A 25,688-nucleotide genomic window follows, 5' to 3' on the forward strand; every position below is an offset into this window, starting at 1 on the left:
ACCATGACCCAGCAACCCGTGGTGGACAACTCACCGCAGGATCCGAACGACTGGGACCACCACTGGGACGCCTACGGCGAGGCCGCCGAGGGCAACCCCGCCAACGTGTACCGCCGGCAACTGATGCTGCGACTGCTGGGCCGCCCGGCCGCCGGCAGCACCGTCCTGGACATCGGCAGCGGCCAGGGCGAGTTCGCCGTCCACCTGCAACGCACGTACCCCGACGTGGCGGTCTGGGGGGTGGAGTACAGCGCCGAAGGGGTCGCCCGCAGCCAGGCTGTCGCCGCGAAGGAGGGCGTGGCGGCCAAGTTCCGGCAGGTCGACCTGCTGCAGCCGGTCGACCTGCCCGACGGGCCGCCCCCGGCGGCCTACGCGGTGTGTTCCGAGGTGCTCGAGCACGTGGACGACCCGACGCTGTTGATCCGGAACGCCCGTGCCCTGCTCGCGCCGGGTTGCCGGGTCGTGATCACCGTGCCCGGCGGCCCCCGCTCCGCGTTCGACCACCACATCGGGCACTTTCAGCATTTCACCGCGGCCAAGCTGCACGGCGTCCTGACCGATGCCGGCTACACCGTCGAGCGTGTGCTGCGCACCGGCTTCCCGTTCTTCAACCTCTACAAACTCGCGGTCATTGCGCGCGGCCGCAAGCTCATCGAGGACGTCGAACGGCGTGAGCCCGGCAGTCGCACGGTTCCGGGTGAGCGGGCCATGAAGGCGTTCTTCGACTTCGGATTCCGGCACAGCATGGACAATTTCCCGCTGGGCTGGCAAATGGCCGCGGTGGCCACCGTACCGCCGGACGCCGCCTCATGATCATTACTCGTACCCCGCTGCGGATCACGCTCGGCGGCGGCGGGACCGACCTGCCCTCGTACTACGAGCGGTTCGGTGGCCTGCTGATCTCGGCGGCGATCTCCAAGTACATCTTCATCTCGATCAACAAGACGTTCACCGACGACTACTTCCTCAAATACTCCGCGCTGGAACGGGTGGACCGGGTCGAGAACATCGAGCACCCCATCGTCCGGGAAGCGCTGCTGAGCCACAACGTGGCGCCGTCGGTCGAGATCGTCAGCATGGCGGACATCCCGTCCGGCACCGGCCTGGGTTCCTCCGGCGCGTTCACGGTCGGTCTGCTGCGGGCCATCTACGCGATGCGGCGCGATCACGTCAGCGCCGACGAGGTCGCCGCCGAGGCCTGCCGGATCGAGATCGAACGGCTGTCCCGGCCGGTGGGCAAGCAGGACCAGTACGTCGCGTCGTTCGGCGGTCTCAAGACCTACTCGTTCGAGCCGGACGGCACGGTCAACGTCACCCCGCTGGCAGTGTCCACGGAAACCTTCCACGACCTCGAAGAGCACCTGCTGATGTTCTTCACGGGCTACTCGCGGGCGGCCGACCAGGTGCTCGAGGAGCAGCGCAGCAAGTCCACCGCCGGCGACGCGTCGATGATCGACAACCTGCACTACGTCAAGGAACTCGGACTGCGCAGCAAGGTCGCACTGGAGGCCGGTGACGTCGAAGGCTTCGCGGCGCTGATGCACGAGCACTGGGAGCACAAGAAGAAGCGCTCCGGTGCGATGTCCAACCCGAACATCGACCGCTGGTACGAGGTCGGACGCGCGAACGGTGCGTTGGGCGGAAAGCTGGTCGGCGCCGGGGCCGGCGGGTTCCTGTTGTTCTACACCCGCGATCCCCGGCGGTTGCGCGCGGCGATGGCGGCGGAAGGGCTGGCCGAGGTCCGGTTCACCTTCGACAGCGACGGCAGCGTTGTGGTCGTCCGGGACTGAGGCATCGCGATGCAATGTGTGATCCTGGCAGGCGGCATCGGCACCCGGATGTGGCCCGAGACCCGCACCGTGCCCAAGACGCTCCTGCCGGTCAACGGGCGGCCGTTCGCCGCCTGGCAGCTCGACTGGCTGGCCGGGGCCGGCATCACGTCGATCGTCTACTCCATCGGCTACCTCGGCGCGGAGGTCCGTGACTTCGTCGGGGACGGATCACGGTGGGGGCTGTCGGTCGACTACGTCGACGAGGGTCAGCAGTTGCGCGGGACGGCCGGTGCGCTACGGCTGGCCTGCGACGAGGGCGTCCTGGCCGAGGACTTCCTGATCCTGTACGGGGACTCGTGGCTGCAGGTCGACCCGGCCGCGGTGCTGTCCGCGGCCCGCGAGCGGCCGGAACCCGCCCTGATGACGGTGTTCGCCAACGACGGCCGGTGGGACACCAGCAACGTCGTCTTCGACGGCCATCGGGTCGAGCGGTACGCCAAGGGACTGGCCCAGCGGCCGGCGGCTATGCGGTGGATCGACTACGGCCTGGCCGTGATGCGCCGCGATCTCGTCGTCGCCCGGGTCCCGCCGGCCACCGTCGCGGACCTGGCACCGTTGCACACCGCGCTGGCCGACGAAGGACTGCTGGCCGGTCTCGCGGTCGCCGACCGCTTCTACGAGATCGGCTCGGCCGAAGGTCGCCGCGAACTCGAACAGTTCCTCGAGAAGCCGCCCCTGTGACCGCCCCGGGCACCGGCACGCTGGGGCGGGCAGTGCCGGTCGCGGCCGGCCTGGCGATCCAGGCGATCACCGCCTATCTCACGCTGATCGTGGCCGGGCGGGTGCTGGGTGCCGCTGAGTTCGGCAAGCTGGCGGCCCTGTACACCGTCATTTCCAGCGTCGCCAACGGCCTGTACCAACCCTTGGAGCAGGAGGTGTCCCGCCGCCGCGGCCGGGAGTGGGAGACCGGCCGGGCCGAGGCGGCGCTGTTGCGCCGCGCGCTGCTGTTCGCGACCTGCCTGTCCCTACTGGTCATCGCCCTTGGGCTGGGCCTGCACGACATGGCCGTACGACTGCTCGGCGGGGACCCGCAACTGCTGGCCGCCCTGTGCGTGGGGTTGCCCGGATACGCCCTGTGCTTCGTCTCCCGAGGTGCCCTGTCCGGGGCCCGCCGGCTTCGCCGCTACGGCCTGCAACTCGCCGTGGAGGGAGTGTTCCGCCTGGTAGGGGTGGTCGGTCTGGCCCTGCTCGCGGTGCACACCGTGCCCTGGTACGGCTGGCTGTTCGGCCTCGCGCCATGGCTCGCGCTGGCGGTTTCGTCCGTCGGCCTGCGCCCGGCCGCGAACCACCCCGTGGCATCGGCGACACCGCTGGTCACGCCGTTGCTGCTGTTGCTGGTCAGCGCGTTGGCCACCCAACTGCTCATCGGCGCCGGGCCGGTGGTCGCCCAGCTCTTCGCCGGCGCCGCCGATCAGGCCCAGATCGGCGCGTTCCTCGCGGCGCTGGTGGTGGTACGGCTGCCGGTGCTGCTGTTCACGGCGATCCAGCCGAGCGTGCTGCCGGCACTGTCCGCGCATGTCGCGGCCGGCCGCGCCGCCGCGTTCCGGGCGCTGCTGGTCAAGGTGCTCGCGGCCCTGGCCGCGCTGGCGCTGCTGACCACCGCGGCCACGGCCGGCCTGGGCCCCTGGGCGTTGCGGTTGCTGTTCGGGTCCGACTACGTGCTCTCCCGCGGTGTCTTCGCGCTGATGGGTGCCTCGGTGGGCACATACGTGATCGCCACCGGCCTGAGCCTGGTTCCGCTCGCGTACGGGCGACACCGGTTGGTCGCGCTGGGCTGGCTGACCGGGCTGGCCGGCCTGGCCGCCGGCACGGGGCTCGCCCACGACCCGGTCCTTCGGGCGACGATGGGCCTGCTGATCGGAGCCGCTGCCGCCACGGTGGTGTTCGCCCTGGTGTCCTGGCGCGCGATGACCCGCCGGACGGGCGTTGTGGAAGGTGCCGAGCAGCCGCCGCCCACCACCGCCGAGCTGACCGGCGCGGGCCCGGTCTGAGCGGCTCCCGGTCCGCGCCGGCGATCAGGGGAACCTTCCGCAGGAACAACGGAGCGCCCCGGGGAAACTCCCCGGGGCGCGTCATCCGCCGAAGCAACTCAACCCTTGCGCCAGAGCGCCCATCCGTGGTTCGGATCGGTCACCACGAGCCGGAAGCCGTACCGCGATCCGTCCCACGCCTCCACCTCGGCGTCCGACGGCGGGTCGTAGGGCGCGATGACCACGTTCGCCTCGCTCGGCGGGGTCGGATCCGACGTCTGGTCCCAGATGAGCAGGGGAGTCCAGTAGATCTCGCGCATGTGATTGTACTGGAGGTACCAGACGACCTGCTGTTTCGCGAACGCGACCCGATCGCCTTCGCGGACGTGACCTTCACGGACGATGAGCGGGGTGCCGGGACGGTACTGGTTGACCTCCATCGGAATGCTGATCTTCTGCGTCGCGACCACCATGTTGGCGGCGACCACCAGCGCCATGCCGGCCATCACCAGCGCCGAGCCCCAGCGAGGACGCCGGATGAGCACGATGATCCCGGCCAGCAGGACCAGCGTGACGATGGTGGGCCGGGTCACTCCGATCTGGTGCCATCGCCAGCCGAGGAAGGACATCTCCGGCGCGTCGAAGCCGAGGAACTTGCCCCAGCCGTGCACGCGGGTCCGGATCGACACGACCGCACCGGTGAGCAGTGTCAGCGCGGCGGCGGAACCGCCGAGCACCAGGACCTGGCGGCGGGTCTTGGCCGACAGCAGCGCGGCGAGGCCGATCAGCAGCCAGAGCGGGAACAGCATGTGGATGTAGCGCGGGTAGGCGAAGTAGTTGATCCGGTTGTCGCCGGGGGGCAGCGCGGCCGAGCTGAGCAGCGCGATGAGCAGGGTGGTGAACAGCGTCGCGGTCACGACGATCCGGCGGGCCGCGGTGGCCGTCTCGCTCATCTCGGCTCGCAGCGCCCGCCAGCGGGTCAGCGGCAGCACCGCCGTGATGACGCCGACCGCACCGACGCCGAACGTGCCGATGCACAGATACCAGAGCTGGCCGTCAGCGGTGCCCAGCATCCGGCCCAGGCCGCTCAACGTGGTGATCGCGTTGACGGTCGTGCCCGTCGGGCTGTTGCCGGCGGTGTCGATCGCGTCGGCGCTGACGGCTTTCAGGATCGGGTCGAGCGTCATCACCACGCCGGCCCCGGCGATCGCGGCGAGGGTCGTCGCCCAGCCGCTGCGCCGCAGGACCAGCACGGTGACGGTCAGCAGGACGTGCACGAGCACCACCATGGTGCCGCGGATGTGGGTGACGAACAGCAGGCCCGCCACGGCGCCGGAGCCCAGCGCGCCGAGCACCCGCGCGTGGGTCGTGGTGCCGGCCAGCCAGGTGTGGGCCAGCACGAGCCAGGCGATGACCATGGTGCCGAGCACGGCGTCGGTCAGCGCGAACTGCGAGTAGAACACCACTGCCGGCATGGCGGCGGCGACGAACGCCCCGCCGAGCGCCGTGCGCGTCGGCAGCACGAGGGTCCGCCGGGCGTAGAGATACAGCAAGGGGAAGACCAGCGCGTTGAGCACCGCGTTGATGACGAGCACGCTGCGGTACACCGTGAACGCGTCCTGGGTGAACCAGTACACCGGGGAGATGAGCATCGGATAGCCCATGCGCCGGAACGTCTCGTTGTCGGTGGTCTGACCGCCGGCGTCGCCGGCCAGCACGCGAGCGGCCACCAGGTAACCGTCTTCGTCGGCGTGGGCGGCCGGCACGTCGAGGTGCCGCGACAACCAGACTCGCCAGCCGACCTGGAGGAGGTAGCCCACGACGACGGCGACGACGATCCAGCGCCCGCTGAGCCGCCGGCCGGGGGTCTCCGACGCTGCCGCGGGTGGGGCGCCGGTCGACTGATCGGAACTCGAGTCCTGCGCGGTTGGTGTCGCCGCTGACGTGACCCCGTCCGGCGGGCTCACAATCTGTTGGGCAGGGTCCTGCTGGGAAGGCTTCGCCACAGCGGCGTCACTGTGCTGACTTACCATCGTCCCCTCGATGTGTCGCGGATTGTGGCTCGCCATCGACCGAGCGAGCACCGCTCAGAACGCGCCGACGCTACCACAATGCGAATGAGCGTGTCGGCGTCGCGCAACAGGGCGATCGTGGGTTGAGCGACATCGGCTGGTGACCGTCGGTGATCGATGGAACGATGGGAGGCTGGTCGGCGGCCGTGGAGGTCCCGGTCAGCCGAGACGCATTCTCCGTGTCACCGGTTGGGGGGCACGGCGCGCACGATCTGCACCTTGTCCGGGTACCGGGCCGCCAGATACTCGGCTGCGTCAATGTTCGATTTGGCCCGGGGATCACCGTATGCCGACCGGGTGACGCCGGGCTGCGCCGACGCCCGGACCGGATGATCCGGATCCAGCACGAGGAAGCTGGCCGCGGGATCGTAAACGAAGAAGCGAATCGGAACCGGGCTGTCCCGCACCATGGCTTCCAGCGTTTCGAGTGTCTTCGGCTTCGACAGCGGGTCCTGCCACAGGTACCAGACCTGCGCGTACCGGTAGTTGCGTTGCATCACGGACGCGTAGAGCGACGCATACCAGTTCCGGTACGGCGAACTCATGAAGTCGACATTCATCATGCCGCCGCCGTCCGGAAACATTCGAGTCATGAGAATGGCATCACGCGCGCCGTCGGGTGAGCCTCGCTCGAGCGCGGCCGCCAGCCGCAGCCCGTTGCTGGTGGGCTGGCTGTGCCAACGGCCGCCGGCCACGATCAGCGCGACGACGAGCGGCAGGACCACGGCGAAGGCGGGCACCGTGCGGTGCGGCAGCACGCGGACCAGCCCGCCGAGACCGACCAGCGCCACGATGATGACCAGGTGCAGCGTCTTCTCGAAGTAGTAGATGGTGCGGCCGATGGTGATCAGTTGGAAGGCGGCGAGCGCCACCGACAGCGCACCCGCGACCACGATGCCGAGGGTCGCGCTGCGGTGTCCCGGTGCCCGCAGGCCACCTCGCCGGGCCAGGGCGAGCAGCGCCAGCACGATGAGCACCAGCGTCGCGGCCCGGTCGGCGACCTGGGCGGTGCCGGGCAGGGTGAGCTGGTAGCCGCTGGCCGCCTTGGCGTTGAGCAGCGGGGTCAACAGCACCGGAGCCGCGATGAGCACCGCGGCCAGCCATGCCACCGGGCGGCGCCAGAGCCGTTCCCGCCAGGCCCAGACGCCGACCATGATCACCGAGTACGGCAGGAAGAGGTGGTAGCTGAACGAGATGCCGACCAGCAGGAGCGCCATCGTGGCGAGTTGCTCGCCGGAACTGGCCAGCGGGCGGGCGACCAGCGCGGTCAGCACCGCCGCGAGAGCGAGGCCCACCAGCTCGTTCGGGTATCCGCGGGTGAGCACCGACACCGGGTCACCGAAGAACAGCCAGGCAGCGATCAACCCGACCGTGGCGAGCAGCCGGACCGGGCTCGCGCCGGCTCCGGCGACCCGGCGCGCGCCCCACAGCACCGCCAGGATCAGGAACACGAAGGCGGCCACGCAGAGCCAGACCATCACATCCATCGCGACCGTGCCGTCGGCCGACACCGTGGCCGACGAGCGGACGAAGCGGTCCAGCACGGCGAAGGAGAAGTGGGTGCCTTGCGGATAGTTCCGGATCCCCTCGGCGAGCACCTCCGGTGCGTACCGCAGCGACTCCCGCGGGTGGAAGAAGGCGTAGCCCCCCACCTGTCCGATCATGTCGAACAGCAGGAAGTGCCGGGACATGTCCTCGCCGGGGATCAGCACGCCCAACCGGCCACCCAGGTCGCGCAGCACGAACGGCTCCAGGGCCAGCGCCGTCGCACCGCCGAAGCCGACCGCCAGCACCCAGTCCCGCGCTCGCCACCGACCGGGCCGCGCCGGTCGGCGGCCGGTGAGCAGCGACAGCAGTACCAGGACCGTCAGGGCGAACCCGCCCACCGCCACCGGGTGCAGGTGCCAAGGCCAGACCGAGAACAGCAGTCCGGCCACGCACAACGCCGGGAACAACTGGGCCAGGCTGACCACCGTCCGGTCGAACCATCCGACCGTGCCCCGCTGCAGGCTGGCCAGTCCCGCCACGACCAGGACGGGCAGCAGGACGTCGGCGTGGATCAGATGGGTGACCAGCGGTAGCAGCCAGGCCAGTGTGAACGCGGCCAGCCAGCCCAGTGGTGTCCGCAACCGCCGGGTCGGTGCCGCTCGTTCCGCGACTGTGGCGTTGCCCGAGGTGGCGACGGTCAACGGAGGGGCTCCTTGGGGTCAGGCGCGGATCAATGCGAGCAGCAGGACCACGCCGGCGCGGCCGAGGTAGATCGATGCCTTGACGGGTGAGTTGCTGGGGATGCCCGCCATGCGTGGCCGCATGGCGACCGGGATCTGCGTGATCTTGTACTTCATCCGGGCCGTCCGCACCAGGACTTCGATGGTGTCGCCGAGATACTCGGCCGGATACCAGTTCGCGAACAGCTCGATGAGCTCGCGGTTGCACGCGCGGTGCCCCGACGTGGTGTCGGTGAGCCGGGTGTGGGCCAACCAGGAGATCACCCTCGACAGCAGCCGCATCGCCCACTTCCGCGGCCCCTTGACCGCATATCCGCCCTCACCGGCGAACCGGGCGCCGATGACGAGGTCGTGGTCGTCGAGCGCGTCCACGAGCTTCGGGATGTACCGCGGGTCGTGCTGACCGTCGGCGTCCACCTGGATGGCCACGTCGAAACCGTGGTCGCGGGCATACCGGTAGCCGGTCCGCATGGCGCCGCCGACACCGAGGTTGTACGGCAGCCGCGCGACGATCGCGCCGGCGGCCGCGGCCCGCGCCGAGGTGTCGTCGGTGGAGCCGTCGTCGACGACGATCACGGACACCTCGGGCAGTTCGCCCTTGACCTCCGCGACGACGTCCGCGATCGAGGCGGACTCGTTCCACGCCGGGATGATGATGAGGACGCGCTTACCGTTGATCATTGCTGCGCTCCCGCTCGGCGCTGCGCTTCCGCTCAGCGCGAATCAGCGCGATGTCCTCCGCAAGGGTTCTGGTCTCCTCCTCGAGCCGGCTGACCTCCCAACTCAGGTGCACGCACACGAGCAACAGGAAGACGATGCCGAGGAACAGCACCAGGCTGACGCCGGACGCGACGCCGATGGCCTTCGCCACCGTGTCGGCCAGCGTCGGGAAGAACCCGAGCGGCAGCACCACGAGGCTGACGCCGAGCCAGAGCATCGCGTACTTCTCCTGGAGCTGCCGCCTGCGCAGCAGCTCGATCATGAAGGCGAGTGCCGCGAGCGCGGTCAACCCGGTGATGATGGTGAGCTTCATGCCGGTCCCTTTCCGAGGCCGGATGGCCGATTCGACAGCGCTGCGGTCAGCATCTCACGCCATTCGCGCATCGGGCGAACCCCGGCCGCCTGCCACCGGCCGTGCCCGAGCACGCTGAACGCGGGCCTGAGCGCGGGTCGCGCGAAGCGTTCACTGGTCGTGGGCCGGACCCGGGCCGGGTCGAGCCCCGCCTCGGTGAAGACGGCCTGGGCCAGACCGAACCAGCTCGTCCGGCCGGCCGCGGTGCCGTGGTAGACGCCGGCCGGCGCGGTGCCGGCCAGGGCGGCGTCGGCGAGCGCGGCGAGCTGCGCGGCGAGGTCGCCGGACCAGGTGGGCTGGCCGATCTGGTCGTCGACCACGTCGACGAAGTCCCGCTCACCGGCCAGCCGGAGCATGGTCGTCACGAAGTTGCGCCCGTGCGTGGCGTACAGCCAGGCGGTGCGGACCACGTATCCGTGCGCCGGCAGGATGGTCAGGACCGCCTGCTCGCCGACGAGCTTGCTGCGGCCGTAGGCGTTCAGCGGCGCGGTCGGCGCGTCCTCGGCGTACGGCTCGCCGGCGTTGCCGGCGAAGACGTAGTCGGTCGAGACGTGCAGCAGACGCGCCCCGGTCGCGGCGCAGGCCGACGCCAGGTGGGCGACGCCGGTGCCGTTCACCGCGGTGGCGGCCGCCTCGTCGGACTCCGCACCGTCGACATCGGTCCAGGCGGCGGCGTTGATCACCACATCGTGGCCGTCGACCGTCGCGCGGACCGCCGCCGCGTCGGTGATGTCCAGGTCGGCCCGCTTCACGGCGGTGACGGTGTGCCCCGGCGCGCCGGCGCGGCCGGACAGCGTGTCCAGCACGTCCTGGCCCAGCATCCCGCCGGCGCCTGTCAACAACCACCTGGTCATGCGCCCAGGGATGCCCGGTTCTTGAGCGGCTCCCACCACGGCCGGTTGTCCCGGTACCACGCGACGGTGTCGGCGATGCCGCGGTCGAAGCTGACCGCCGGCACGTACCCGAGCTCGTTCTGGATCTTCTCGATGCTCAACGAGTAGCGCCGGTCGTGGCCCTTGCGGTCCTCGACGTACTCGACGCTGGCGTCCCAGTCCCGGCCGCAGGCGGCGAGGAGCTGTTCGGTGAGCTCGCGGTTGGTCAGCTCCTGGCCGCCGCCGATGTGGTACACCTCGCCGGGCCGGCCCTTCTCCAGCGCTAGCTGGATCCCGGCGCAGTGGTCGGACACGTGCAGCCAGTCCCGGATGTTGCCGCCGTCGCCGTAGAGCGGGACCTTCCTGCCGTCGAGCAGGTTCGTGATGAAGAGCGGAATGACCTTCTCCGGGAACTGGTACTGTCCGTAGTTGTTCGAGCACCGGGTCACCACGACGTCCATCCCGTGGGTGCGGTGGTAGGCCAGGGCGAGCAGATCGGAGCCGGCCTTCGAGGCGGAGTACGGCGAGTTCGGGGCGAGTGGCCACTCCTCGGTCCACGAGCCCTCGGCGATCGATCCGTAGACCTCGTCGGTGGACACGTGCAGGAAGCGACCGACGCCGGCGCGCAGCGCGGCGTCGAGCAGCACCTGGGTGCCGAGCACGTTGGTGGTGACGAACGGTCCGGCGCCGAGGATCGAGCGGTCGACGTGCGACTCGGCCGCGAAGTGGACGACCGCGTCGTGCCCCGGCAGCACCTGGGCGACCAGGTCCGCGTCGCAGATGTCGCCCTGCACGAACGTGTAGGACGGATCGCTCGCGACGGGGCGCAGATTGTCTAAATTGCCGGAATAGGTCAACTTGTCCAGCACGGTGACTTGAGCCCCGGCATAGGCGGAATATCCGCCTTGCAGCAGGGTCCGGACGTAGTGGGAGCCGATGAATCCGGCACCGCCGGTGACAAGGATTCTCACGAGGTCGGGAGTGTAGTCCACGTCATGTGCGCGGCCGACTCGCCGCCGGGTCGACCGGACGTCCGGATCGCCCACTAAGGTGTCCGGCGTGCGTGGCATCATCCTCGCCGGCGGGACCGGCTCGCGACTCTGGCCACTGACGAAGGCTGTCTCCAAGCAACTCATGCCGGTCTTCGACAAGCCCATGATCTACTACCCGTTGACCACGCTGGTGATGGCCGGCGTGCGAGAGATCCTGGTCATCACCACGCCCGAGGACCAGGCGCAGTTCCAGCGCCTGCTCGGCGACGGCACCCAGTGGGGCCTCTCCCTGTCGTATGCGGCGCAGCCGCGGCCGGAAGGCCTCGCCCAGGCGTTCGTCATCGGCGAGGAGTTCATCGGCGATCAGTCCGTGGTGCTGGTGCTCGGCGACAACCTCTTCCACGGCGCGCAACTCGGCCAGCGACTGGCCGAGAACGCCGACGTCGTCGGCGGCCGGGTCTTCGCCTATCCGGTGGCCAGTCCGCAGGACTACGGCGTGGTCGAGTTCGACGCGCACGGCCGGGTCCTGTCGATCGAGGAGAAGCCGAAACAGCCGAAATCCCGCTACGCGGTGCCCGGCCTGTATTTCTACGACAACCAGGTGGTCGGCATCGCCCGCCGGCTCAAGCCCAGCGACCGGGGCGAACTCGAGATCACCGCGGTCAACGCGACGTACCTCGAGCGCGGCGAGCTGCACGTGACCGTGCTCGACCGCGGCACCGCCTGGCTGGACACCGGCACGTTCGCCTCGCTGGTGCAGGCCTCCGAGTTCGTGCGGGTGATCGAGGAGCGGCAGGGCTTCAAGATCGGCTGCGTGGAGGAGGCCGCCTGGCGGGCCGGCTTCATCGACGACGCCCACCTGAGGTCGCTCGCCGAACCGTTGCGCAAGAGCGGATACGGCGACTACCTCCTGCAGCTCGTGGACTGGCCCTCCTGAACGGGTGACGTTCCACGTGCCGGTCACCCGGCTGTCCCGATCCGGGTGAAGTGGGGCTACTTGCCCCGGGTGAAGCGGTCTGAGAGGGTGACACGGTGAGTGAGACCTTGAAGGCATCCGGCGGCACCACCGAGGGCGTTGACTACACGGATCGTCTCCAGCGGCTCAGCGGTGCCGGCTGGAAACGGACACTGAACGTGCAGGCGCCGTATCGATGGAACATCCGCCGGCTGGATCTCGGCTTCACCCTCGACGTCGGCTGCGGCATCGGCCGCAACCTCTCGCACCTCGACGGCAACGGGGTGGGCGTGGACCACAACGCGACCTCGATCGCGGCTTGCCGGGCCGCGGGCTTCACCGCGTTCACCGTCGAGGACTTCTTCAAGTCCGAATACGCCACCCCCGGGCGCTTCGACGCGATCCTCGGTGCGCACCTGATCGAGCACGTCGAGGAAGACCAGGCCAAGGAGATCATCGACTCCTACCTGCCGTTCCTGCGCTCGGGCGGGCGTGCCGTCTTCATCACGCCGCAGGAGCGCGGTTTCGCCAGCGACGCCACGCACGTCAGGTTCTCCGGCTTCGACGAGGTCGGCAAGATCTGCACCGATCTCGGGCTTACGCTGGACCGGCAATACTCGTTCCCGTTCCCGCGCCCGACCGGCAAGGTCTTCACCTACAACGAGTTCGTGACGGTGGCCCGCAAACCATGAAACTCCGCCAATTGTCGATCGCCGACGCCTGGGAGATCTCACCCGTCCTGCACGGCGATCCTCGAGGCTTGTTCACGGAGTGGTATCGCTTCGACCGGCTCGAGGCCGAGATCGGTCACCCGCTCCGGCTCGCCCAGGGCAACCTGTCGGTCTCGGCGAAGGACGTCGTCCGGGGCATCCACTTCGCCGACGTGCCACCCGGTCAGGCGAAATATGTGATGTGCACACGCGGCGCGGTCCTCGACGTCATCGTCGATCTGCGGGTCGGCTCGCCGACGTTCGGCCGGTCGGAAAGTGCCCTGCTCGACGACGTCGACCGCCGCGCGGTGTACATCGGCGTGGGCCTCGGCCACGGGTTCTGCGCGCTGACCGATGACGCCACGCTCACGTATGTGTGCTCGGAGGTCTACAACCCGACCGGTGAGCACGGCGTGCACCCGCTGGATCCCGACCTGGCCATCGAATGGCCGGTCGAGACGCCGCAACTCTCGGCGCGCGACGCGGCGGCGCCCACGCTCGCCGAGATGCTCGCCGCCGGCCGCCTGCCGGACTACCACACCTGCGAGGCGTACACACAAAGTCTGCGAGCGCAATAGAGCGGAATCGGCCCCACGGCGGCTAATGTCTGTACATGGACCGGCGAATTTTCGGCCTTGAGACCGAATACGGGGTCACGTGCACCTACCGTGGGCAGCGCCGCCTGTCCCCGGACGAGGTGGCCCGTTACCTGTTCCGGCGCGTCGTGTCGTGGGGCCGTTCCAGCAACGTCTTCCTGCGCAACGGCGCGCGCCTCTACCTGGATGTCGGCTCCCACCCGGAATACGCGACGCCCGAGTGCGACTCGGTGCCCGACCTGGTCGTCCACGACCGGGCCGGCGAGCGGATCCTCGAAGGCCTGCTGGTCGACGCCGAGCGTCGGCTGCACGACGAGGGGATCGCGGGCGAGATCTACCTGTTCAAGAACAACACCGACTCGGCGGGCAACTCCTACGGCTGCCACGAAAACTACCTGGTCAGCCGCCATGGGGAGTTCGGCCGCCTGGCCGACATCCTCATTCCGTTCCTGGTCACCCGCCAGCTCATCTGCGGCGCCGGCAAGGTGCTGCAGACCCCGCGCGGCGCCGTGTACTGCCTGTCGCAACGCGCCGAGCACATCTGGGAGGGCGTCTCGTCGGCGACCACCCGCTCCCGTCCGATCATCAACACGCGCGACGAGCCGCACGCCGACGCCGAGCGGTACCGCCGGCTCCACGTCATCGTCGGCGACTCGAACATGAACGAGGTCACCACGCTGCTGAAGGTCGGCACCGCCGACATCGTGCTGCGGATGATCGAGGCCGGGGTCGCGATGCGTGACCTCTCCCTGGAGAACCCGATCCGCGCCATCCGCGAGGTGTCGCACGACGTCACCGGCCGCCGCCGGGTCCGCCTGGCCAGCGGCAAGGAGGTCAGCGCGCTCGAGATCCAGCAGGAGTACTTCGACAAGGCCACCGAGTTCCTGGACCGCCGCGGCGCCGACGCGGCGACGAAACGGGTCATGGACCTGTGGGGCCGGGTGCTCGCCGCGGTCGAAACCGGCAACCTCAAGGGGGTCGAGCGTGAGGTCGACTGGGTGACCAAGCTCGGGCTCATCGAGCGGTACCAGGCCAAGCACGACCTGCCGCTGTCGCATCCGCGGGTCGCGCAGATGGACCTGGCCTACCACGACCTGCGCCGCGGCCGGGGCCTCTACGGACTGCTGGAGAAGCGCGGGTCGGTCGACCGGGTCGCCACCGACCTCGAGATCTTCGAGGCGAAGGAGACCCCGCCGCAGACCACCCGGGCCAGGCTGCGCGGCGAGTTCATCCGCCACGCCCAGGAGCGCCGTCGCGACTTCACCGTCGACTGGGTGCACTTGAAGCTCAACGACCAGGCGCAGCGCACCGTGCTGTGCAAGGACCCGTTCCGCGCCTACGACGAACGGGTCGACCGGCTGATCGCCAGCATGTGACGACAATGTTACCGATGAGTTGAGTCGCCGCCCGGGCGCCAGGGGCTAGGCTGGCCGAGCTATGTATGACGAGCCCGACCAGCCCGACCCCCGGCCCCGCTCGTTCCCGAAGGCGGACTTCAATCCGGACCGTCCGAAGACGACGCGGCAGGGCCGGCGCCTGCAACGCATCCGCGAGGAGATCGAGCGCAACCGCACCGAGGGGCCGGCGATCCCGACCTGGGTCCTCGCGCTCGCCCTGGTGGTCATCGTCGGCGGCTTCGCGGCCATCGTCGTCTTCTCGGACGGGTGACCGCCCGTGAAGCGGTCCCTGATCGTCCCGCTGCTCCTGGTGGCCGGGCTGGCGGCGGCCTGCACCGACGACGGTGAGCGGCACAGCCCGCTGCCCGCCGGCGCGCCGCCGAGCGCCGGGGAGTCGCTGCTGCCAGTACCGTCGCCGAGCCTGCCGCCGCCGGTGAACACCGACGGCTGCCAGGGCCTCATCACCGCCGGCCAGGTGCAGAAGTCCACCGGCCTGGCCGTGCGGCCCGGCACGGGCGACGGCGCCGCCGCCGTGGCGCAGTACGGGCAGGCGGTGCGGAGCCTCGGCCTCAGCGCACGCGCCCGGATGTGCCCGTTCGGCAACCCCGCCGGCGACCAGGTGACCGTCGTGGCCCTCACCTTTCCCGACGCCGGCCAGGCGCAGCGGCTGTGGACGACGATCGCCTCCCTGGAGGCCGTCGGCGGCGTCGGCGAGGCAGCCCTGAGCGACCGGTCCAAGACGCTGCTCGCCAGGCGCGGCAAGGCGATCGTCGCCGTCTACCTGGTCGCCGGTGCCGCCCCGGACGCCGACCATCTGCCGCAACTGCGGTCAGTCGCCGACGCCGCGCTGAGCAAGGCCTGACGCGGCCCGTCGTCCTGCCGCGGCGGCGGCGAGGAAGTACGCGCGGTCCTCGGCGAACCCTCGGCCCATCGTCGACAGCTTGACCGGGAGCGACTCCAGCGCCGCCGTCAGATCCGCCGACGGCACCTCGACCAGCGTGTGCGGCGGGGTCAGCGGCGCCAGCGCGGCCCGCACGGCGGCGGCCAGGTCCGGCGCCAGATCCGCCGGCACCACCAGCTCCGCCGGGGCCAGCGCGACCCGCCCGAACGCGGTCAGGCTGTGATGGGACACGCCCCGGTGCCGCGGCCGGGGATCGGCGTCGGAGATCCGCGGCGCCGCGATCGGCCGGCCGCCCAGCGCCGCGACCGCGTTGACCGCCTCGCCCGCGGCGACCCCGGAGAACCCCCACGACGTACCGGTGCCGAGGTTGCCCGGCCCCTGGGTGACCACCGCCAGGTCGGCCCGCAGGCCGTGCCGGGCGGCGAGCAGCCCGCTGTGCACGTTGGTCGACTCGAGGTCGCCGCCGAACGCCTGCCCGGTCGTCACCGTGCCCGTCAGCAGCCCGCGCAGCCCGTCGAGCGTGCGGGAGAACCAGGCCGGCAGCGCGCCGCCGTCGGTCATCACGTAGGCGATCCGAGCGCCGGGTGCCTCGGCGAGGGCGCCCGCGACCACGGCCGGCAGCGCCGAGTGCAGGTCCGCCACGACGACCGGCATGCCGCCCAGGTCGGCCGCCCCGGCCAGCGCGCCGCGCAGCGGGGAGGCCTCCTCGTCGGCGGCCAGCACGATCGCCTGCAGCGGTGTGTACCGCGCCTTGACCACGTGGCCGGGCACGTCGGCGTCCTCGGGCAGCCGGTCCGGGACGGCGACCACGAGCGCATAGCCGCCGGTCCCCAGGCCCAGGGCCAGGGCGTTGAGGTTCAGCAGCACCCGGTCGCCCGGCCGCGGGGTGCCGACGAGCGCCGGGTACGCCAGGGCCCGTACCGCCGCCGGATCCCCGGGACGCCGGGCCTCGACCGTCACGTCCAGCTCGAGGCTGCCCCGCCACGCGCGGTGCACCCCGACGACCGTTCCCCAACGCCAGCGGACCACGGCGCATACCGTAGTACAGCCACAGAATGTTCACGTGCCGTGACGGTCCGAGATGGAGCGGGCGGTGCCCGCGTGGGCGACGCAGAACAGGCGTTCGGGCTGGTAGGTTCGCTGGGTGTCGCGTACCCGAACCGAGCGCCTGGTCAATCTGGTGATCTGCCTGCTCGCTACGCGCCGCTTCCTGACCGCCGACCAGATCGCCACGATCGTTCCCGGCTACGAGCACGACCCGCAGGACGAGCGCGACCACGAAGCGTTCCAGCGCAAGTTCGAGCGGGACAAGGCCGAGCTCCGCGAGCTCGGCGTCCCGCTGGAGATGGGCACGGCGAGCATCTTCGACAGCGAGCCCGGCTATCGCATCGCCCGCCGGGAGTATGCGCTGCCCGACATCCGCCTCGCCCCCGACGAGGCCGCCGCCGTCGGCATCGCCGCGCGGCTGTGGCAGCAGAGCGGCCTCGCCGCCGCCGCCTCCTCGGGCCTGGCCAAGCTGCGCGCCGGCGGCATCGACGTCGACCCGCACGCCACCCTCGGCGTCGAGGCCGTCGTCAACGTCGACCCCGCGTTCGAGCCCCTCACCGCGGCGGTGCGCGACCGGCAGGCCGTCACGTTCGACTACCACGTGCCCGAGCGCGACACCGCGCACGCCCGCCGCCTCCAGCCGTGGGGTGTGGTCTGCTGGCGCGGCCGGTGGTATGTCGTGGGACACGACCTCGACCGCGGCGCGGAGCGCTGCTTCCGGCTCTCCCGGATCGTCAGCGGGGTGCGCCGCATCGGCCGCCGCGGGGCCTACGAGCCGCCCAAGGCCGACCTGATCGGCTATGTGGCCAGCACCAGCGGCCCCGTCGAGCGCACCGGCAGGGCCACCGTGCTGGTCCGGCCGGGCCGGGCCGCCGGCGTGCGCCGCTGGGCGGAGGAGTGCGTGCCCAGGCCCGACGGCGACCGCCTCACGCTGCGCTTCGCCGACGTGGACTTCTTCGCCGGCTGGCTGGTGGGCTACGGCGCCGACGTCGTCGTGCTCGACCCGCCGGAGATCCGCGACGCCGTCGTGCAGCGCCTTCGCGCGATCGAGTCCTCCTACGACGCGGCCGGCGGCCGGGTCGAGGCGGAGCAGCTCGGGATGGGGGTGCCGGCGTGAGCAACTCCGCCGAGCGGCTCGGCCGCCTGCTCAACCTGGTGCCCTACCTCCAGGCCCGCCCCGGCATCACCCTCGCCGAGGCCGCCCACGACCAGGCCATCACCGAGCGGCAGTTGCGCGAGGACCTCGAGCTGCTGTGGCTGTGCGGCCTGCCCGGATACGGGCCCGGCGACCTGATCGACATGGCGTTCGTCGGCGACAGCGTCACGCTGACCTACGACGCCGGGATCGACCGGCCCCTGCGGCTCAACCCCGACGAGGCGCTCGCGCTCATCGTGGCGCTGCGGATGCTCGCCGAGACCCCGGGCGTCGCCCAGCGCGACGGCGTGCATCGCGCCCTCGCCAAGATCGAGCACGCCGCCGGCGACCTGGCCGACGCGCCGGTCGAGGTCCGCCTGCCCGGCAACGCCGACCGCCTGGAGGAGCTGCGCGGCGCCGTCGAGCGGCGGCGGGCGCTGCGGATCACGTACTACACGGCGGCCCGCGACGAGACCACCGACCGGGTCGTCGACCCGATGCGGGTGCTCGTCGTCGGCCGCTGGGCGTATCTGGAGGCGTGGTGCCGCCGCGCGCAGGCGGTCCGGCTGTTCCGGGTCGACCGCATCGACGCCTCCACCGAGCTCGACGAGCCGGCCCAGGTGCCCGTCCAGGCCCGCCCGACCGACACCCGCGGTGGCACGCTGTTCACGCCGACGCCGGACCTGCCGCTGGTCACCCTGCGCGTCGGCCGCGGCGTCCGGTGGATCACCGAGCACTACCCGTGCGAGGAGGTCGTCCGCGGCCCGGGGGAGCACTGGACGGTGTCACTGCGCGCCTCCGACCTCGACTGGGCCCGGCGCATGGTGCTCGGCCTGGGCGCCGAGGTGACGGTCCTGTCGCCGCCGGAGCTGGCCCAGGCCGTCGCCGCCGAGGCCCGTGAGGCCTTGGCGGCCTACGCCACCCTGCCCTGAGCCGGCCGCTCCGCGCCGGCGCTCGGGGCACTTCGGCGGCGTCGGCCACAGGTCGTTCGTCGTGGCGGCGCTGCCGGTCCGCGGCCGGTGCACTAAGGTCGGTTCGTGGCTTGGCTGATCTCCGGCGGCATCGTGCTGTTCGCGCTCGTCCTGCTCGTGATCGTGGCGGCGAAGGCGGCCGGCAGTCTGCGCCGGTTCGGCATCGCCGCCGCCTCCCTCCAGCGGCGCCTCCTCGACGGCCAGCACCGCGTCGAGCCCCACCTGGCGCAGCTCCAGTCGACGGTCGAGGCGATCCGGCCCCGCCTGCTCGATCTCCAGGACAAGGCGCTCGTCCTCCAGGCCCGCCGTGGCGCCGAAGAGAACAGTTAACAAACTTAGCGGATCAACCGGGCAAATAGCGTGTTTGTCCAAACGAATGGTTGACGATCGGGCAGTTCACCGTCAACACTCGTCAAGACTTCAGCGGCCGGCTCCCTTCCTGCCAACCCGGCCTCTGCCCCCACCCTCTGACGGCCAGTACGATGGGGTCGGGCAGCTCAAATACAGTGAGGTGGCTTCACATGGGTGCAGTTAGGCCATGGCACATCATCGTCCTGGTGGTGGTGCTGATCCTGCTGTTCGGCGCCAAGCGTCTGCCGGACGCCGCGCGGTCGCTCGGGCGGTCGCTCCGGATCATCAAGGCCGAGACCAAGGGCCTCGCTGACGACGACGTCGACGCCAAGGCCGAGGCGCAGTCCGGCCGGCAGCCGTTGAGCGGGACGATCGACGACAACAAACCGTCGGCGCGGCCGACGGTTGACCCGATCGACCACGTTCGCGAGCGCTGAGGCACTCCCGGACCGTGAGCATCCTCGCTCGGCGGCGAAACCAACAGCCGTCGCAGTTCCAGCGTGCCGCAGATGGCTCCATGACCCTCATGGAGCACCTGCGGGAGCTGCGGTCCAGGTTGTTCAAGGCGTGCCTGGCGATCCTCATCGGCATCATCGTCGCGTGGTTCTTCGCCCAGCACGTGCTGACGATTATCCAAGACCCGTATTGCGAGCTGGCGCTCAAGCAGACGATGAAGGCGAACGGCAACGTGGTGCCGGAAGGCTATCGGTGCCCGTTCGTCAACCTCAAGGTCACCGACCCGCTGCTGCTGCAACTCAAGATCTCGCTCTGGACGGGGCTGATCCTGGCCTGCCCGTTCTGGCTCTATCAGCTCTGGGCGTTCATCGCTCCCGGCCTGCACCGCAATGAGCGCAGGTGGGCGTACGTGTTCGCGTCGCTCGCCGCGCCGCTGTTCGCCCTGGGCTCGGTCCTGGCCTTCTACGTCGTGAAGACCGGCCTCGAGGTGCTGCTCTCCTTCACCGGCACCAACACGAGCAACATCCTCGAGGCGATGGCGTATGTCGACTTCGTCACCGGCATGATGCTCGTCTTCGGTGTCGCGTTCGAGTTCCCGCTCGGTGTCATGCTGGCCAACATCGCCGGCATCGTCACCGGCAAACGGCTGCTCGGCTGGTGGCGGGTCGCGGTCTTCACGTTCTTCGTCTTCGCGGCCATCGCGACGCCGACCGCCGACCCGTTCGGCATGACGTTCCTGGCGCTGTGCCTGTCCGCGCTCTACTTCGGCGCGGTGGCCTTCGCGATCATCAACGACCGGCGGAGGGGCCGCAACCAGCCGGCCTACGCGAACATCGGCGACGACGAGGCCTCCTCGCTCGACGACTACGAGGTCGAGCCGGTCGCCGCGGCCACGTCGGTCGGCGGCTACGACCCGATCGAGCCGCCGACCCCGGTCGACGGCCCGACGCCGGTCGAGCGCCCGCAGTCGCTGGACCGCCGCTACGACGACGTCACATAAGGCTCGAAACAGCCGCACAACGCCCCCGGACACGATTGTGTGCCCGGGGGCGTTGAACGTTTAGCATCCCTGCCGTGAACGTCGCGTTGCTTGCCAACCCCACGGCCGGGAAGGGCCGGAAGGCGGCGCTGCTGCCCGTGGTCGTCGCGCGGTTGCGGGCCGAGGGGGCGGACGTTCGCGTCGTGGCTGCCCGTACCGTCGCGGAAATGGCCGAACGGGCGCGGGAGGCCGTCGAGGGCGGCTCCGCCGTCGTGGCCATGGGCGGGGACGGGACGGTGCACCTCGGACTACAGGCCGTGGCCGGGACGGGGGTGCCCTTCGGGATCGTGCCCGCCGGCACCGGCAACGACTTCGCGGCACGGCTCGGGCTGCCGCCGGACCCGCTCGACGCCGCCCGTGCCATCGCCGTCGCGGTGCGGGACGGCACGACCCGGGCGATCGACCTCGCGCACGTGGCGGGGGCGGACGGGACCGAGGCCTGGTTCGGGGCGGTGCTCGCGGCCGGGTTCGACGCGTTCGTCAACGAGCGGGCCAACCGGATGCGCTGGCCGCGGGGGCCGCAACGGTACAACCGGGCGATCCTGGAGGAACTCCTGGCGTTGCGCGCCCGCCGGTACCGCATGGTGCTCGATGGCGCGCCCAGCGAGTTCGACTCGGTGCTCGTGGCGGTGGGGAACACGGAGAGCTACGGCGGGGGGTTCCGGATCGTCCCCGACGCCGATCCCACCGACGGGCTGCTCGACGTCGTCGTGGCCGAGCCGATCGGCCGGCTGACACTGATGCGGCTGCGCCCGAAGGTGTTCTCGGGTGCGCACGTGCTCGACCCGCGCGTGTCGACGTACCGGGCCAAGACCGTCGAGCTGGCGGGGGAGGGCGTCACGGTGTACGCGGACGGCGAGCGCATCTGCCCGCTCCCGGTGACGATCACCTGCGTACCGGCCGCCCTGTCCCTCCTGGCCTGATCCCCCTCCCCCGGGGCGTTGATCTTGCAGTTGTGGTGCTGGACAAACCGGGACATCCGGGGAGTGTCGCGGCACCACAACTGCAAGATCAACGCGGGAAACGGGGTAAAGGGGTAAAAGGGTCAGGCGGCGTTTTTGATGCGGATGGTCACGCCGGTGGGTGAGGGCTCCGTCTCGACGTCGGACTGGTCGACGCCGTCCGGCAGCGAGAAGCTCCGGGCGAACGAGCTGGAGCTCGACGAGCTCGACGAGAAGTGCACACCACCCTGGTCGAAGCTGTCCGACGTGTTGCTGCCGCTCCGGCCCCGGACGGTCAGGGTTCCGCCGGCGACCCGCACGTCGACGTCCGACGGGTCGATGCCGTCGACGGTGATGACCAGGTCGTCGCCGTCGGTGCTGGTCCGCACCGACGTGGAGTGCGCGTGCTGGGCGGCGTTGCCGACCTCGTTCTCGATGCGAGCCAGGGCGCTCGCGGGGTCCCAACGGCTCAAGGGCATGACGTACCTCCGGAAATCGCTGTAGTGGTCCCTGCACTGTCACCCGGGGGAAGGGAACCGACAAGAACAGAGGCGGTGTTGCGACACTGTTTCCCGGGGGCGGTCGTTTCCACACCTGGCCCCTACAGCAGCCGGAGGACGGCTCCCAGCCCGTGAACCTCGCCAGGTTCACTCTCCGGGAGGACAAGGACACTGCACCCGGCCGCCGCCGCGCCCGCGTCCGCCGGGGTGTCGCCGACCATCAGCGCCCGTTCCGGATCGACCCGCAGTGCGGCGCACGCCTTGTGGAAGATCGCCGGGTCGGGCTTGGTCCGGCCGATCTCGTAGGACAGCACGAACTCGTCGACGAGGTCGGCGAGGCCCAGCTCACCGGCGAGGTCGCGCAGGTCGAAGCCGATGTTGCTGACGACCGCCACCGGCACCCCGGCGGCCCGCAGCGCCCGCAGGGTGGGCAGCGTGTCGGCGTAGAGCTCCCAGCCGTCGGCGGCCAGCACCCGGTCGTACAGGGCCGGGGCGAGGCCGGCGTCGACGGCGGCCGCCAGCCCCTCGTACGCGGCCCGGTGCGCCTGCTGGGAGAGGTCCCGGTCCGCCCACACCTCGGCAAGGTGCGGCGGCACCCGGTGCGGCTTCGGCCCGCCGGCCCGCCCGGCCGTGGTGAGCCGGTCGGCGAGGACCGTCGCCCTGCCCCGGTCCAGCGTGGTGCCGAGGGTCTGCGCCGCCTTCGTCACCCAGCGGACCGGGTCCTCCACCTGCGCGAGCGTCCCGTGGAAGTCCAGGAGCACCGCCTCGATCGGTCGTCGGAAGAAGTGTGGCTGAGCGCTTTCCGGCACGCCAGCACCATACCCATGCGCGGATCCGGGGATTCTTCGCCTAGCCTTGGGGATGTGAGCGGTACCGAGGAAGTGGACCTCAGCCCAGCCGACCGGTACCAGGCGGCCCGCCTGCGGGCGGAGCGGGCGGCACGGCACCCGGCACTGGCGGAGTTCGTCGAGGAGATCGACTTCACCCTCGACCCGTTCCAGGCCGAGTCCTGCGAGGCGCTCGAGCGCGGGGCCGGCGTGCTGGTGTGCGCGCCGACGGGCGCCGGCAAGACCGTCGTCGGTGAGTTCGCCGTGCACCTGGCACTGCGCCAGGGCCGCAAGTGCTTCTACACCACGCCGATCAAGGCGCTGTCGAACCAGAAGTACAACGACCTCGTCGAGCGGCACGGCCCCGCGCGGGTCGGCCTGCTGACCGGCGACAACGCGATCAACGGCGACGCGCCCGTGGTGGTCATGACCACCGAGGTGCTGCGCAACATGCTGTACTCCGGCTCGTCCGCCCTCCAGGGGCTGTCCTACGTCGTGATGGACGAGGTGCACTACCTCGCCGACCGCTTCCGCGGCGCGGTGTGGGAGGAGGTGATCATCCACCTGCCCGAGTCGGTGACGCTGGTGTCGCTGTCGGCCACGGTGTCGAACGCCGAGGAGTTCGCCGACTGGCTCGTCACCGTCCGCGGCGAGACGACCGTGGTGGTCAGCGAGCACCGGCCCGTACCGCTGTGGCAGCACATGCTCGTGGGCAAGCGGATGTTCGACCTCTTCCACGACGCCGAGGCGGCGCAGAAGCACGACGTGCATCCCGAGCTGCTGCGCTACACCCGCGAGATGCTGCGCCGGCTGGAGAGCTCCGGCGACTTCCGCGGCCGTGGCCGGACCCGCAGGTTCGCCGGCCCCTACCGCCCGGAGATCGTGGAGCGGCTCGACAACGAGGCGCTGCTCCCGGCGATCCTGTTCATCTTCAGCCGCGCCGGCTGCGACGCCGCCGTGCAGCAGTGCCTCGCCGCCGGGCTGCGCCTCACCGGGCCCGACGAGCGGGCCGAGATCCGCGCCGTCGTCGAGTCGCGCACCAAGCACATCCCGGCCGAGGACCTCCAGGTGCTCGGGTACTGGGAATGGCTCGACGGCCTCGAGCGGGGCCTCGCCGCGCACCACGCGGGCATGCTGCCGGCCTTCAAGGAGGTCGTCGAGGAGCTGTTCGTCCGGGGGCTGGTGAAGGCGGTCTTCGCGACCGAGACCCTCGCCCTGGGCATCAACATGCCGGCCCGCTGCGTGGTGCTGGAGCGGCTCGTCAAGTTCAACGGCGAGGCGCACGTCGACCTGACCCCGGGGGAGTACACGCAGTTGACCGGCCGGGCCGGCCGCCGCGGCATCGACGTCGAGGGCCACGCCGTGGTCGTCTGGCAGCCCGAGGTCGACCCCCGCCACGTCGCCGGGCTCGCCTCCACCCGCACGTATCCGCTGAAGTCCAGCTTCCGCCCGTCGTACAACATGGCGGTCAACCTCGTCGGCGGCGTCGGCACCGCCGCGGCGCGGGAGCTGCTGGAGAGCTCCTTCGCCCAGTTCCAGGCCGACCGCTCGGTCGTCGGCCTCGCCCGGCAGGTGCAGCGCAACCTCGACACCATGGCGACCTACAGCCGGGAGATGGCCTGCCATCTCGGGGATTTCCAGGAGTACTTCGGGATCCGTGTCTCGATCGCCGAGCGCGAACGGGCGATCGCCCGGCTGGGTGCCCAGCAGCGGCGGGCGGCGGCCATGGAGTCCCTGGAGAGGCTGCGGCCCGGCGACGTCATCCGGGTGCCCGCCGGGCGCCGCTCCGGTCTGGCCATCGTCATCGACCCGGGCACCGGCGGCCGCAGCTTCGGCGAGCCCCGGCCCCTGGTGCTCACCGAGGACCGCTGGGCCGGGCGCATCTCCGCCGGCGACTTCACCAGCCCCGCCGAGCCCCTCGGGCGGGTGCGGGTGCCGAAGCAGTTCAACTACCGCTCCGCGCAGGACCGGCGGGACCTCGCCGCGCAACTGCACCGGCTCGACCTCGACCCGGCCGCGCGGCAGTCGGGCCGGGGCCCGCGGAGCCGGTCCCGCAACGTCGCCGCGACCGACGACCACGAGCTTGAGTCGCTGCGGTCCGCGCTGCGCCGCCACTCCTGCCACCGCTGCCCGGACCGGGAGGAGCACGCCCGCTGGGCCGAGCGGCGTCACCGCCTGGAGCGCGACACGGAGGCCCTGCGGGGCAAGGTGGCCAGCCGGACAGGGTCGCTCGCCCGGACCTTCGACCGGGTCTGCGGCCTGCTCACCGACCGCGGCTACCTGACGCCGGAGGGGACCGTCACCGCCGCCGGCCGGACGCTCGCCCGCATCTGGAACGAGACCGACCTCCTGGTCGCCGAGTGCCTGCGTCGCGGGGTGTGGGACAAGCTCGGCCCCGGCGAGCTCGCCGCCGCCGTGAGCGTGCTGGTGTACGAGGCGCGCCGCGAGGCGGAGGACCGCGCGTCCATCCCGCGCGGCGACGTCTCCGACGCCGTCGACGCGACGCTCAAGCTGTGGGCCGATCTCCGCGACGACGAGGACTCGCGGGGGTTGCAGTTGACCCGTGAGCTCGACCTCGGGTTCGTGTGGCCGGTGTACCGGTGGGCACGCGGCGAGTCGCTGACCAAGGTGCTCGGCAGCGTGCACGGCATCGACGGCGACATGCCGGCCGGCGACTTCGTGCGCTGGTCCCGCCAGGTGCTCGACCTTCTGGATCAGCTCACCGACGCGACCGGCGTGCCCGAGCCGGTCCGCCGCACCGCACGGCAGGCGATGACGGCGATGACACGTGGCGTACTGGCGTATAGCGTGATGTTCTGATCAC

The 25,688-nt window shown here is 70.9% G+C and carries 26 protein-coding genes; 17 read left to right on the forward strand and 9 right to left on the reverse strand.

What is annotated here, in order from left to right; genetic code table 11:
• Positions 1-3 precede the first annotated feature (3 nt).
• The 4 genes from Drose_RS17530 to Drose_RS17545 are packed head-to-tail and all read left to right on the forward strand — an operon-like array spanning position 4 to position 3,823.
• A complete protein-coding gene (locus Drose_RS17530) occupies positions 4-813 on the forward strand; it encodes a class I SAM-dependent methyltransferase (RefSeq protein ID WP_260729259.1) in 810 nt (269 codons plus the stop codon).
• Positions 810-1,790, forward strand: coding sequence for a GHMP family kinase ATP-binding protein (locus tag Drose_RS17535; RefSeq protein WP_260729260.1), 981 nt, complete (start codon positions 810-812; stop codon positions 1,788-1,790). The genes Drose_RS17530 and Drose_RS17535 overlap by 4 nt, the downstream gene beginning before the upstream one ends.
• An 18-nt stretch (positions 1,791-1,808) precedes the next feature.
• The gene (locus tag Drose_RS17540) at positions 1,809-2,513 is read left to right on the forward strand and encodes a sugar phosphate nucleotidyltransferase (protein WP_260729261.1); all 705 of its coding nucleotides are present in this window, start codon (positions 1,809-1,811) and stop codon (positions 2,511-2,513) included.
• Complete coding sequence (locus Drose_RS17545) at positions 2,510-3,823, forward strand: lipopolysaccharide biosynthesis protein (RefSeq protein ID WP_260729262.1); 1,314 nt, start codon at positions 2,510-2,512, stop codon at positions 3,821-3,823. Before Drose_RS17540 ends, Drose_RS17545 begins: the two co-directional genes overlap by 4 nt.
• Before the next feature lie 98 nt (positions 3,824-3,921).
• Here Drose_RS17545 and Drose_RS17550 read toward each other — a convergent pair whose 3' ends face one another.
• From Drose_RS17550 to rfbB, 6 genes are all read right to left on the reverse strand, one after another.
• Positions 3,922-5,808 carry a hypothetical protein gene (locus Drose_RS17550; RefSeq protein ID WP_260729263.1) on the reverse strand — a complete coding sequence of 629 codons (1,887 nt, stop codon included), beginning with the start codon at positions 5,806-5,808 and terminating at the stop codon, positions 3,922-3,924.
• 248 nt (positions 5,809-6,056) lie between these two features.
• Complete coding sequence (locus Drose_RS17555) at positions 6,057-8,063, reverse strand: hypothetical protein (protein ID WP_260729264.1); 2,007 nt, start codon at positions 8,061-8,063, stop codon at positions 6,057-6,059.
• An 18-nt stretch (positions 8,064-8,081) separates the two neighbouring features.
• Positions 8,082-8,783 carry a glycosyltransferase family 2 protein gene (locus tag Drose_RS17560; protein WP_260729265.1) on the reverse strand — a complete coding sequence of 234 codons (702 nt, stop codon included), beginning with the start codon at positions 8,781-8,783 and terminating at the stop codon, positions 8,082-8,084.
• A complete protein-coding gene (locus Drose_RS17565; RefSeq protein ID WP_260729266.1) occupies positions 8,770-9,135 on the reverse strand; it encodes a DUF2304 domain-containing protein in 366 nt (121 codons plus the stop codon). Before Drose_RS17565 ends, Drose_RS17560 begins: the two co-directional genes overlap by 14 nt.
• On the reverse strand, positions 9,132-10,028 hold the full coding sequence (gene rfbD, locus Drose_RS17570) for a dTDP-4-dehydrorhamnose reductase (protein WP_260729267.1): 897 nt from the start codon (positions 10,026-10,028) through the stop codon (positions 9,132-9,134). Before rfbD ends, Drose_RS17565 begins: the two co-directional genes overlap by 4 nt.
• Positions 10,025-11,017 carry a dTDP-glucose 4,6-dehydratase gene (gene rfbB / locus Drose_RS17575; RefSeq protein WP_260729268.1) on the reverse strand — a complete coding sequence of 331 codons (993 nt, stop codon included), beginning with the start codon at positions 11,015-11,017 and terminating at the stop codon, positions 10,025-10,027. Before rfbB ends, rfbD begins: the two co-directional genes overlap by 4 nt.
• 88 nt (positions 11,018-11,105) lie before the next feature.
• On the opposite strand from rfbB, the gene rfbA reads away from it, so the two are divergent.
• The 6 genes from rfbA (at position 11,106) to Drose_RS17605 (ending at position 15,558) form a co-directional block, all read left to right on the forward strand.
• The gene (gene rfbA / locus Drose_RS17580) at positions 11,106-11,975 is read left to right on the forward strand and encodes a glucose-1-phosphate thymidylyltransferase RfbA (RefSeq protein WP_260729269.1); all 870 of its coding nucleotides are present in this window, start codon (positions 11,106-11,108) and stop codon (positions 11,973-11,975) included.
• A 95-nt stretch (positions 11,976-12,070) separates the two neighbouring features.
• Positions 12,071-12,685: a class I SAM-dependent methyltransferase gene (locus tag Drose_RS17585; RefSeq protein WP_260729270.1), complete on the forward strand. Its 615-nt coding sequence runs from the start codon at positions 12,071-12,073 to the stop codon at positions 12,683-12,685.
• Complete coding sequence (locus Drose_RS17590; RefSeq protein ID WP_260729271.1) at positions 12,682-13,281, forward strand: dTDP-4-dehydrorhamnose 3,5-epimerase family protein; 600 nt, start codon at positions 12,682-12,684, stop codon at positions 13,279-13,281. Before Drose_RS17585 ends, Drose_RS17590 begins: the two co-directional genes overlap by 4 nt.
• Before the next feature lie 35 nt (positions 13,282-13,316).
• On the forward strand, positions 13,317-14,675 hold the full coding sequence (gene pafA / locus Drose_RS17595; RefSeq protein ID WP_260729272.1) for a Pup--protein ligase: 1,359 nt from the start codon (positions 13,317-13,319) through the stop codon (positions 14,673-14,675).
• A 61-nt stretch (positions 14,676-14,736) separates the two neighbouring features.
• Complete coding sequence (locus Drose_RS17600; RefSeq protein ID WP_260729273.1) at positions 14,737-14,967, forward strand: hypothetical protein; 231 nt, start codon at positions 14,737-14,739, stop codon at positions 14,965-14,967.
• A gap of 6 nt (positions 14,968-14,973) precedes the next feature.
• Complete coding sequence (locus Drose_RS17605) at positions 14,974-15,558, forward strand: hypothetical protein (protein WP_260729274.1); 585 nt, start codon at positions 14,974-14,976, stop codon at positions 15,556-15,558.
• Here Drose_RS17605 and Drose_RS17610 read toward each other — a convergent pair.
• The gene (locus tag Drose_RS17610; RefSeq protein WP_260729275.1) at positions 15,526-16,626 is read right to left on the reverse strand and encodes a DUF3866 family protein; all 1,101 of its coding nucleotides are present in this window, start codon (positions 16,624-16,626) and stop codon (positions 15,526-15,528) included. The two genes, Drose_RS17605 and Drose_RS17610, sit on opposite strands and share 33 nt — an antisense overlap.
• Positions 16,627-16,741: 115 nt before the next feature.
• On the opposite strand from Drose_RS17610, the gene Drose_RS17615 reads away from it, so the two are divergent.
• The 6 genes from Drose_RS17615 (at position 16,742) to Drose_RS17640 (ending at position 21,519) form a co-directional block, all read left to right on the forward strand.
• Positions 16,742-17,761: a helix-turn-helix transcriptional regulator gene (locus tag Drose_RS17615; protein ID WP_260729276.1), complete on the forward strand. Its 1,020-nt coding sequence runs from the start codon at positions 16,742-16,744 to the stop codon at positions 17,759-17,761.
• Positions 17,758-18,711: a helix-turn-helix transcriptional regulator gene (locus tag Drose_RS17620; protein ID WP_260729277.1), complete on the forward strand. Its 954-nt coding sequence runs from the start codon at positions 17,758-17,760 to the stop codon at positions 18,709-18,711. The genes Drose_RS17615 and Drose_RS17620 overlap by 4 nt, the downstream gene beginning before the upstream one ends.
• Before the next feature lie 105 nt (positions 18,712-18,816).
• Positions 18,817-19,080 carry a hypothetical protein gene (locus tag Drose_RS17625; RefSeq protein ID WP_260729278.1) on the forward strand — a complete coding sequence of 88 codons (264 nt, stop codon included), beginning with the start codon at positions 18,817-18,819 and terminating at the stop codon, positions 19,078-19,080.
• 191 nt (positions 19,081-19,271) lie between these two features.
• On the forward strand, positions 19,272-19,538 hold the full coding sequence (gene tatA, locus Drose_RS17630) for a Sec-independent protein translocase subunit TatA (protein WP_313900027.1): 267 nt from the start codon (positions 19,272-19,274) through the stop codon (positions 19,536-19,538).
• Positions 19,539-19,618: 80 nt separating this feature from the next.
• Positions 19,619-20,557 (forward strand): twin-arginine translocase subunit TatC, encoded by a 939-nt coding sequence (gene tatC / locus Drose_RS17635; protein WP_390891403.1) that lies wholly within the window; start codon positions 19,619-19,621, stop codon positions 20,555-20,557.
• Between the two features lie 65 nt (positions 20,558-20,622).
• Positions 20,623-21,519, forward strand: coding sequence for a diacylglycerol kinase (locus Drose_RS17640; protein ID WP_260729739.1), 897 nt, complete (start codon positions 20,623-20,625; stop codon positions 21,517-21,519).
• A gap of 122 nt (positions 21,520-21,641) precedes the next feature.
• On the opposite strand, the gene Drose_RS17645 is transcribed toward Drose_RS17640, so the two are convergent.
• Complete coding sequence (locus Drose_RS17645) at positions 21,642-22,016, reverse strand: Hsp20 family protein (protein WP_260729280.1); 375 nt, start codon at positions 22,014-22,016, stop codon at positions 21,642-21,644.
• A 122-nt stretch (positions 22,017-22,138) separates the two neighbouring features.
• On the reverse strand, positions 22,139-22,807 hold the full coding sequence (locus tag Drose_RS17650) for an HAD family hydrolase (protein ID WP_390891442.1): 669 nt from the start codon (positions 22,805-22,807) through the stop codon (positions 22,139-22,141).
• A 93-nt stretch (positions 22,808-22,900) separates the two neighbouring features.
• On the opposite strand from Drose_RS17650, the gene Drose_RS17655 reads away from it, so the two are divergent.
• Positions 22,901-25,684: a DEAD/DEAH box helicase gene (locus Drose_RS17655; RefSeq protein WP_260729282.1), complete on the forward strand. Its 2,784-nt coding sequence runs from the start codon at positions 22,901-22,903 to the stop codon at positions 25,682-25,684.
• Positions 25,685-25,688 lie beyond the last annotated feature (4 nt).

Source organism: Dactylosporangium roseum (assembly GCF_025264685.1).
GTDB lineage: Bacteria > Actinomycetota > Actinomycetes > Mycobacteriales > Micromonosporaceae > Dactylosporangium > Dactylosporangium roseum.

Excerpts from the sequence above, each read along its gene's own strand:
- Drose_RS17530 (WP_260729259.1), top strand. The coding sequence starts at position 4 with ATGACCCAGCAACCCGTGGTGGACAACTCACCGCAGGATCCGAACGAC.
- Drose_RS17535 (WP_260729260.1), top strand. The coding sequence starts at position 810 with ATGATCATTACTCGTACCCCGCTGCGGATCACGCTCGGCGGCGGCGGG.
- Drose_RS17560 (WP_260729265.1), bottom strand. The coding sequence starts at position 8,783 with ATGATCAACGGTAAGCGCGTCCTCATCATCATCCCGGCGTGGAACGAG.
- Drose_RS17565 (WP_260729266.1), bottom strand. The coding sequence starts at position 9,135 with ATGAAGCTCACCATCATCACCGGGTTGACCGCGCTCGCGGCACTCGCC.
- rfbD (WP_260729267.1), bottom strand. The coding sequence starts at position 10,028 with ATGACCAGGTGGTTGTTGACAGGCGCCGGCGGGATGCTGGGCCAGGAC.
- Drose_RS17590 (WP_260729271.1), top strand. The coding sequence starts at position 12,682 with ATGAAACTCCGCCAATTGTCGATCGCCGACGCCTGGGAGATCTCACCC.
- pafA (WP_260729272.1), top strand. The coding sequence starts at position 13,317 with ATGGACCGGCGAATTTTCGGCCTTGAGACCGAATACGGGGTCACGTGC.
- Drose_RS17600 (WP_260729273.1), top strand. The coding sequence starts at position 14,737 with ATGTATGACGAGCCCGACCAGCCCGACCCCCGGCCCCGCTCGTTCCCG.
- tatA (WP_313900027.1), top strand. The coding sequence starts at position 19,272 with ATGGGTGCAGTTAGGCCATGGCACATCATCGTCCTGGTGGTGGTGCTG.
- tatC (WP_390891403.1), top strand. The coding sequence starts at position 19,619 with ATGACCCTCATGGAGCACCTGCGGGAGCTGCGGTCCAGGTTGTTCAAG.
- Drose_RS17645 (WP_260729280.1), bottom strand. The coding sequence starts at position 22,016 with ATGCCCTTGAGCCGTTGGGACCCCGCGAGCGCCCTGGCTCGCATCGAG.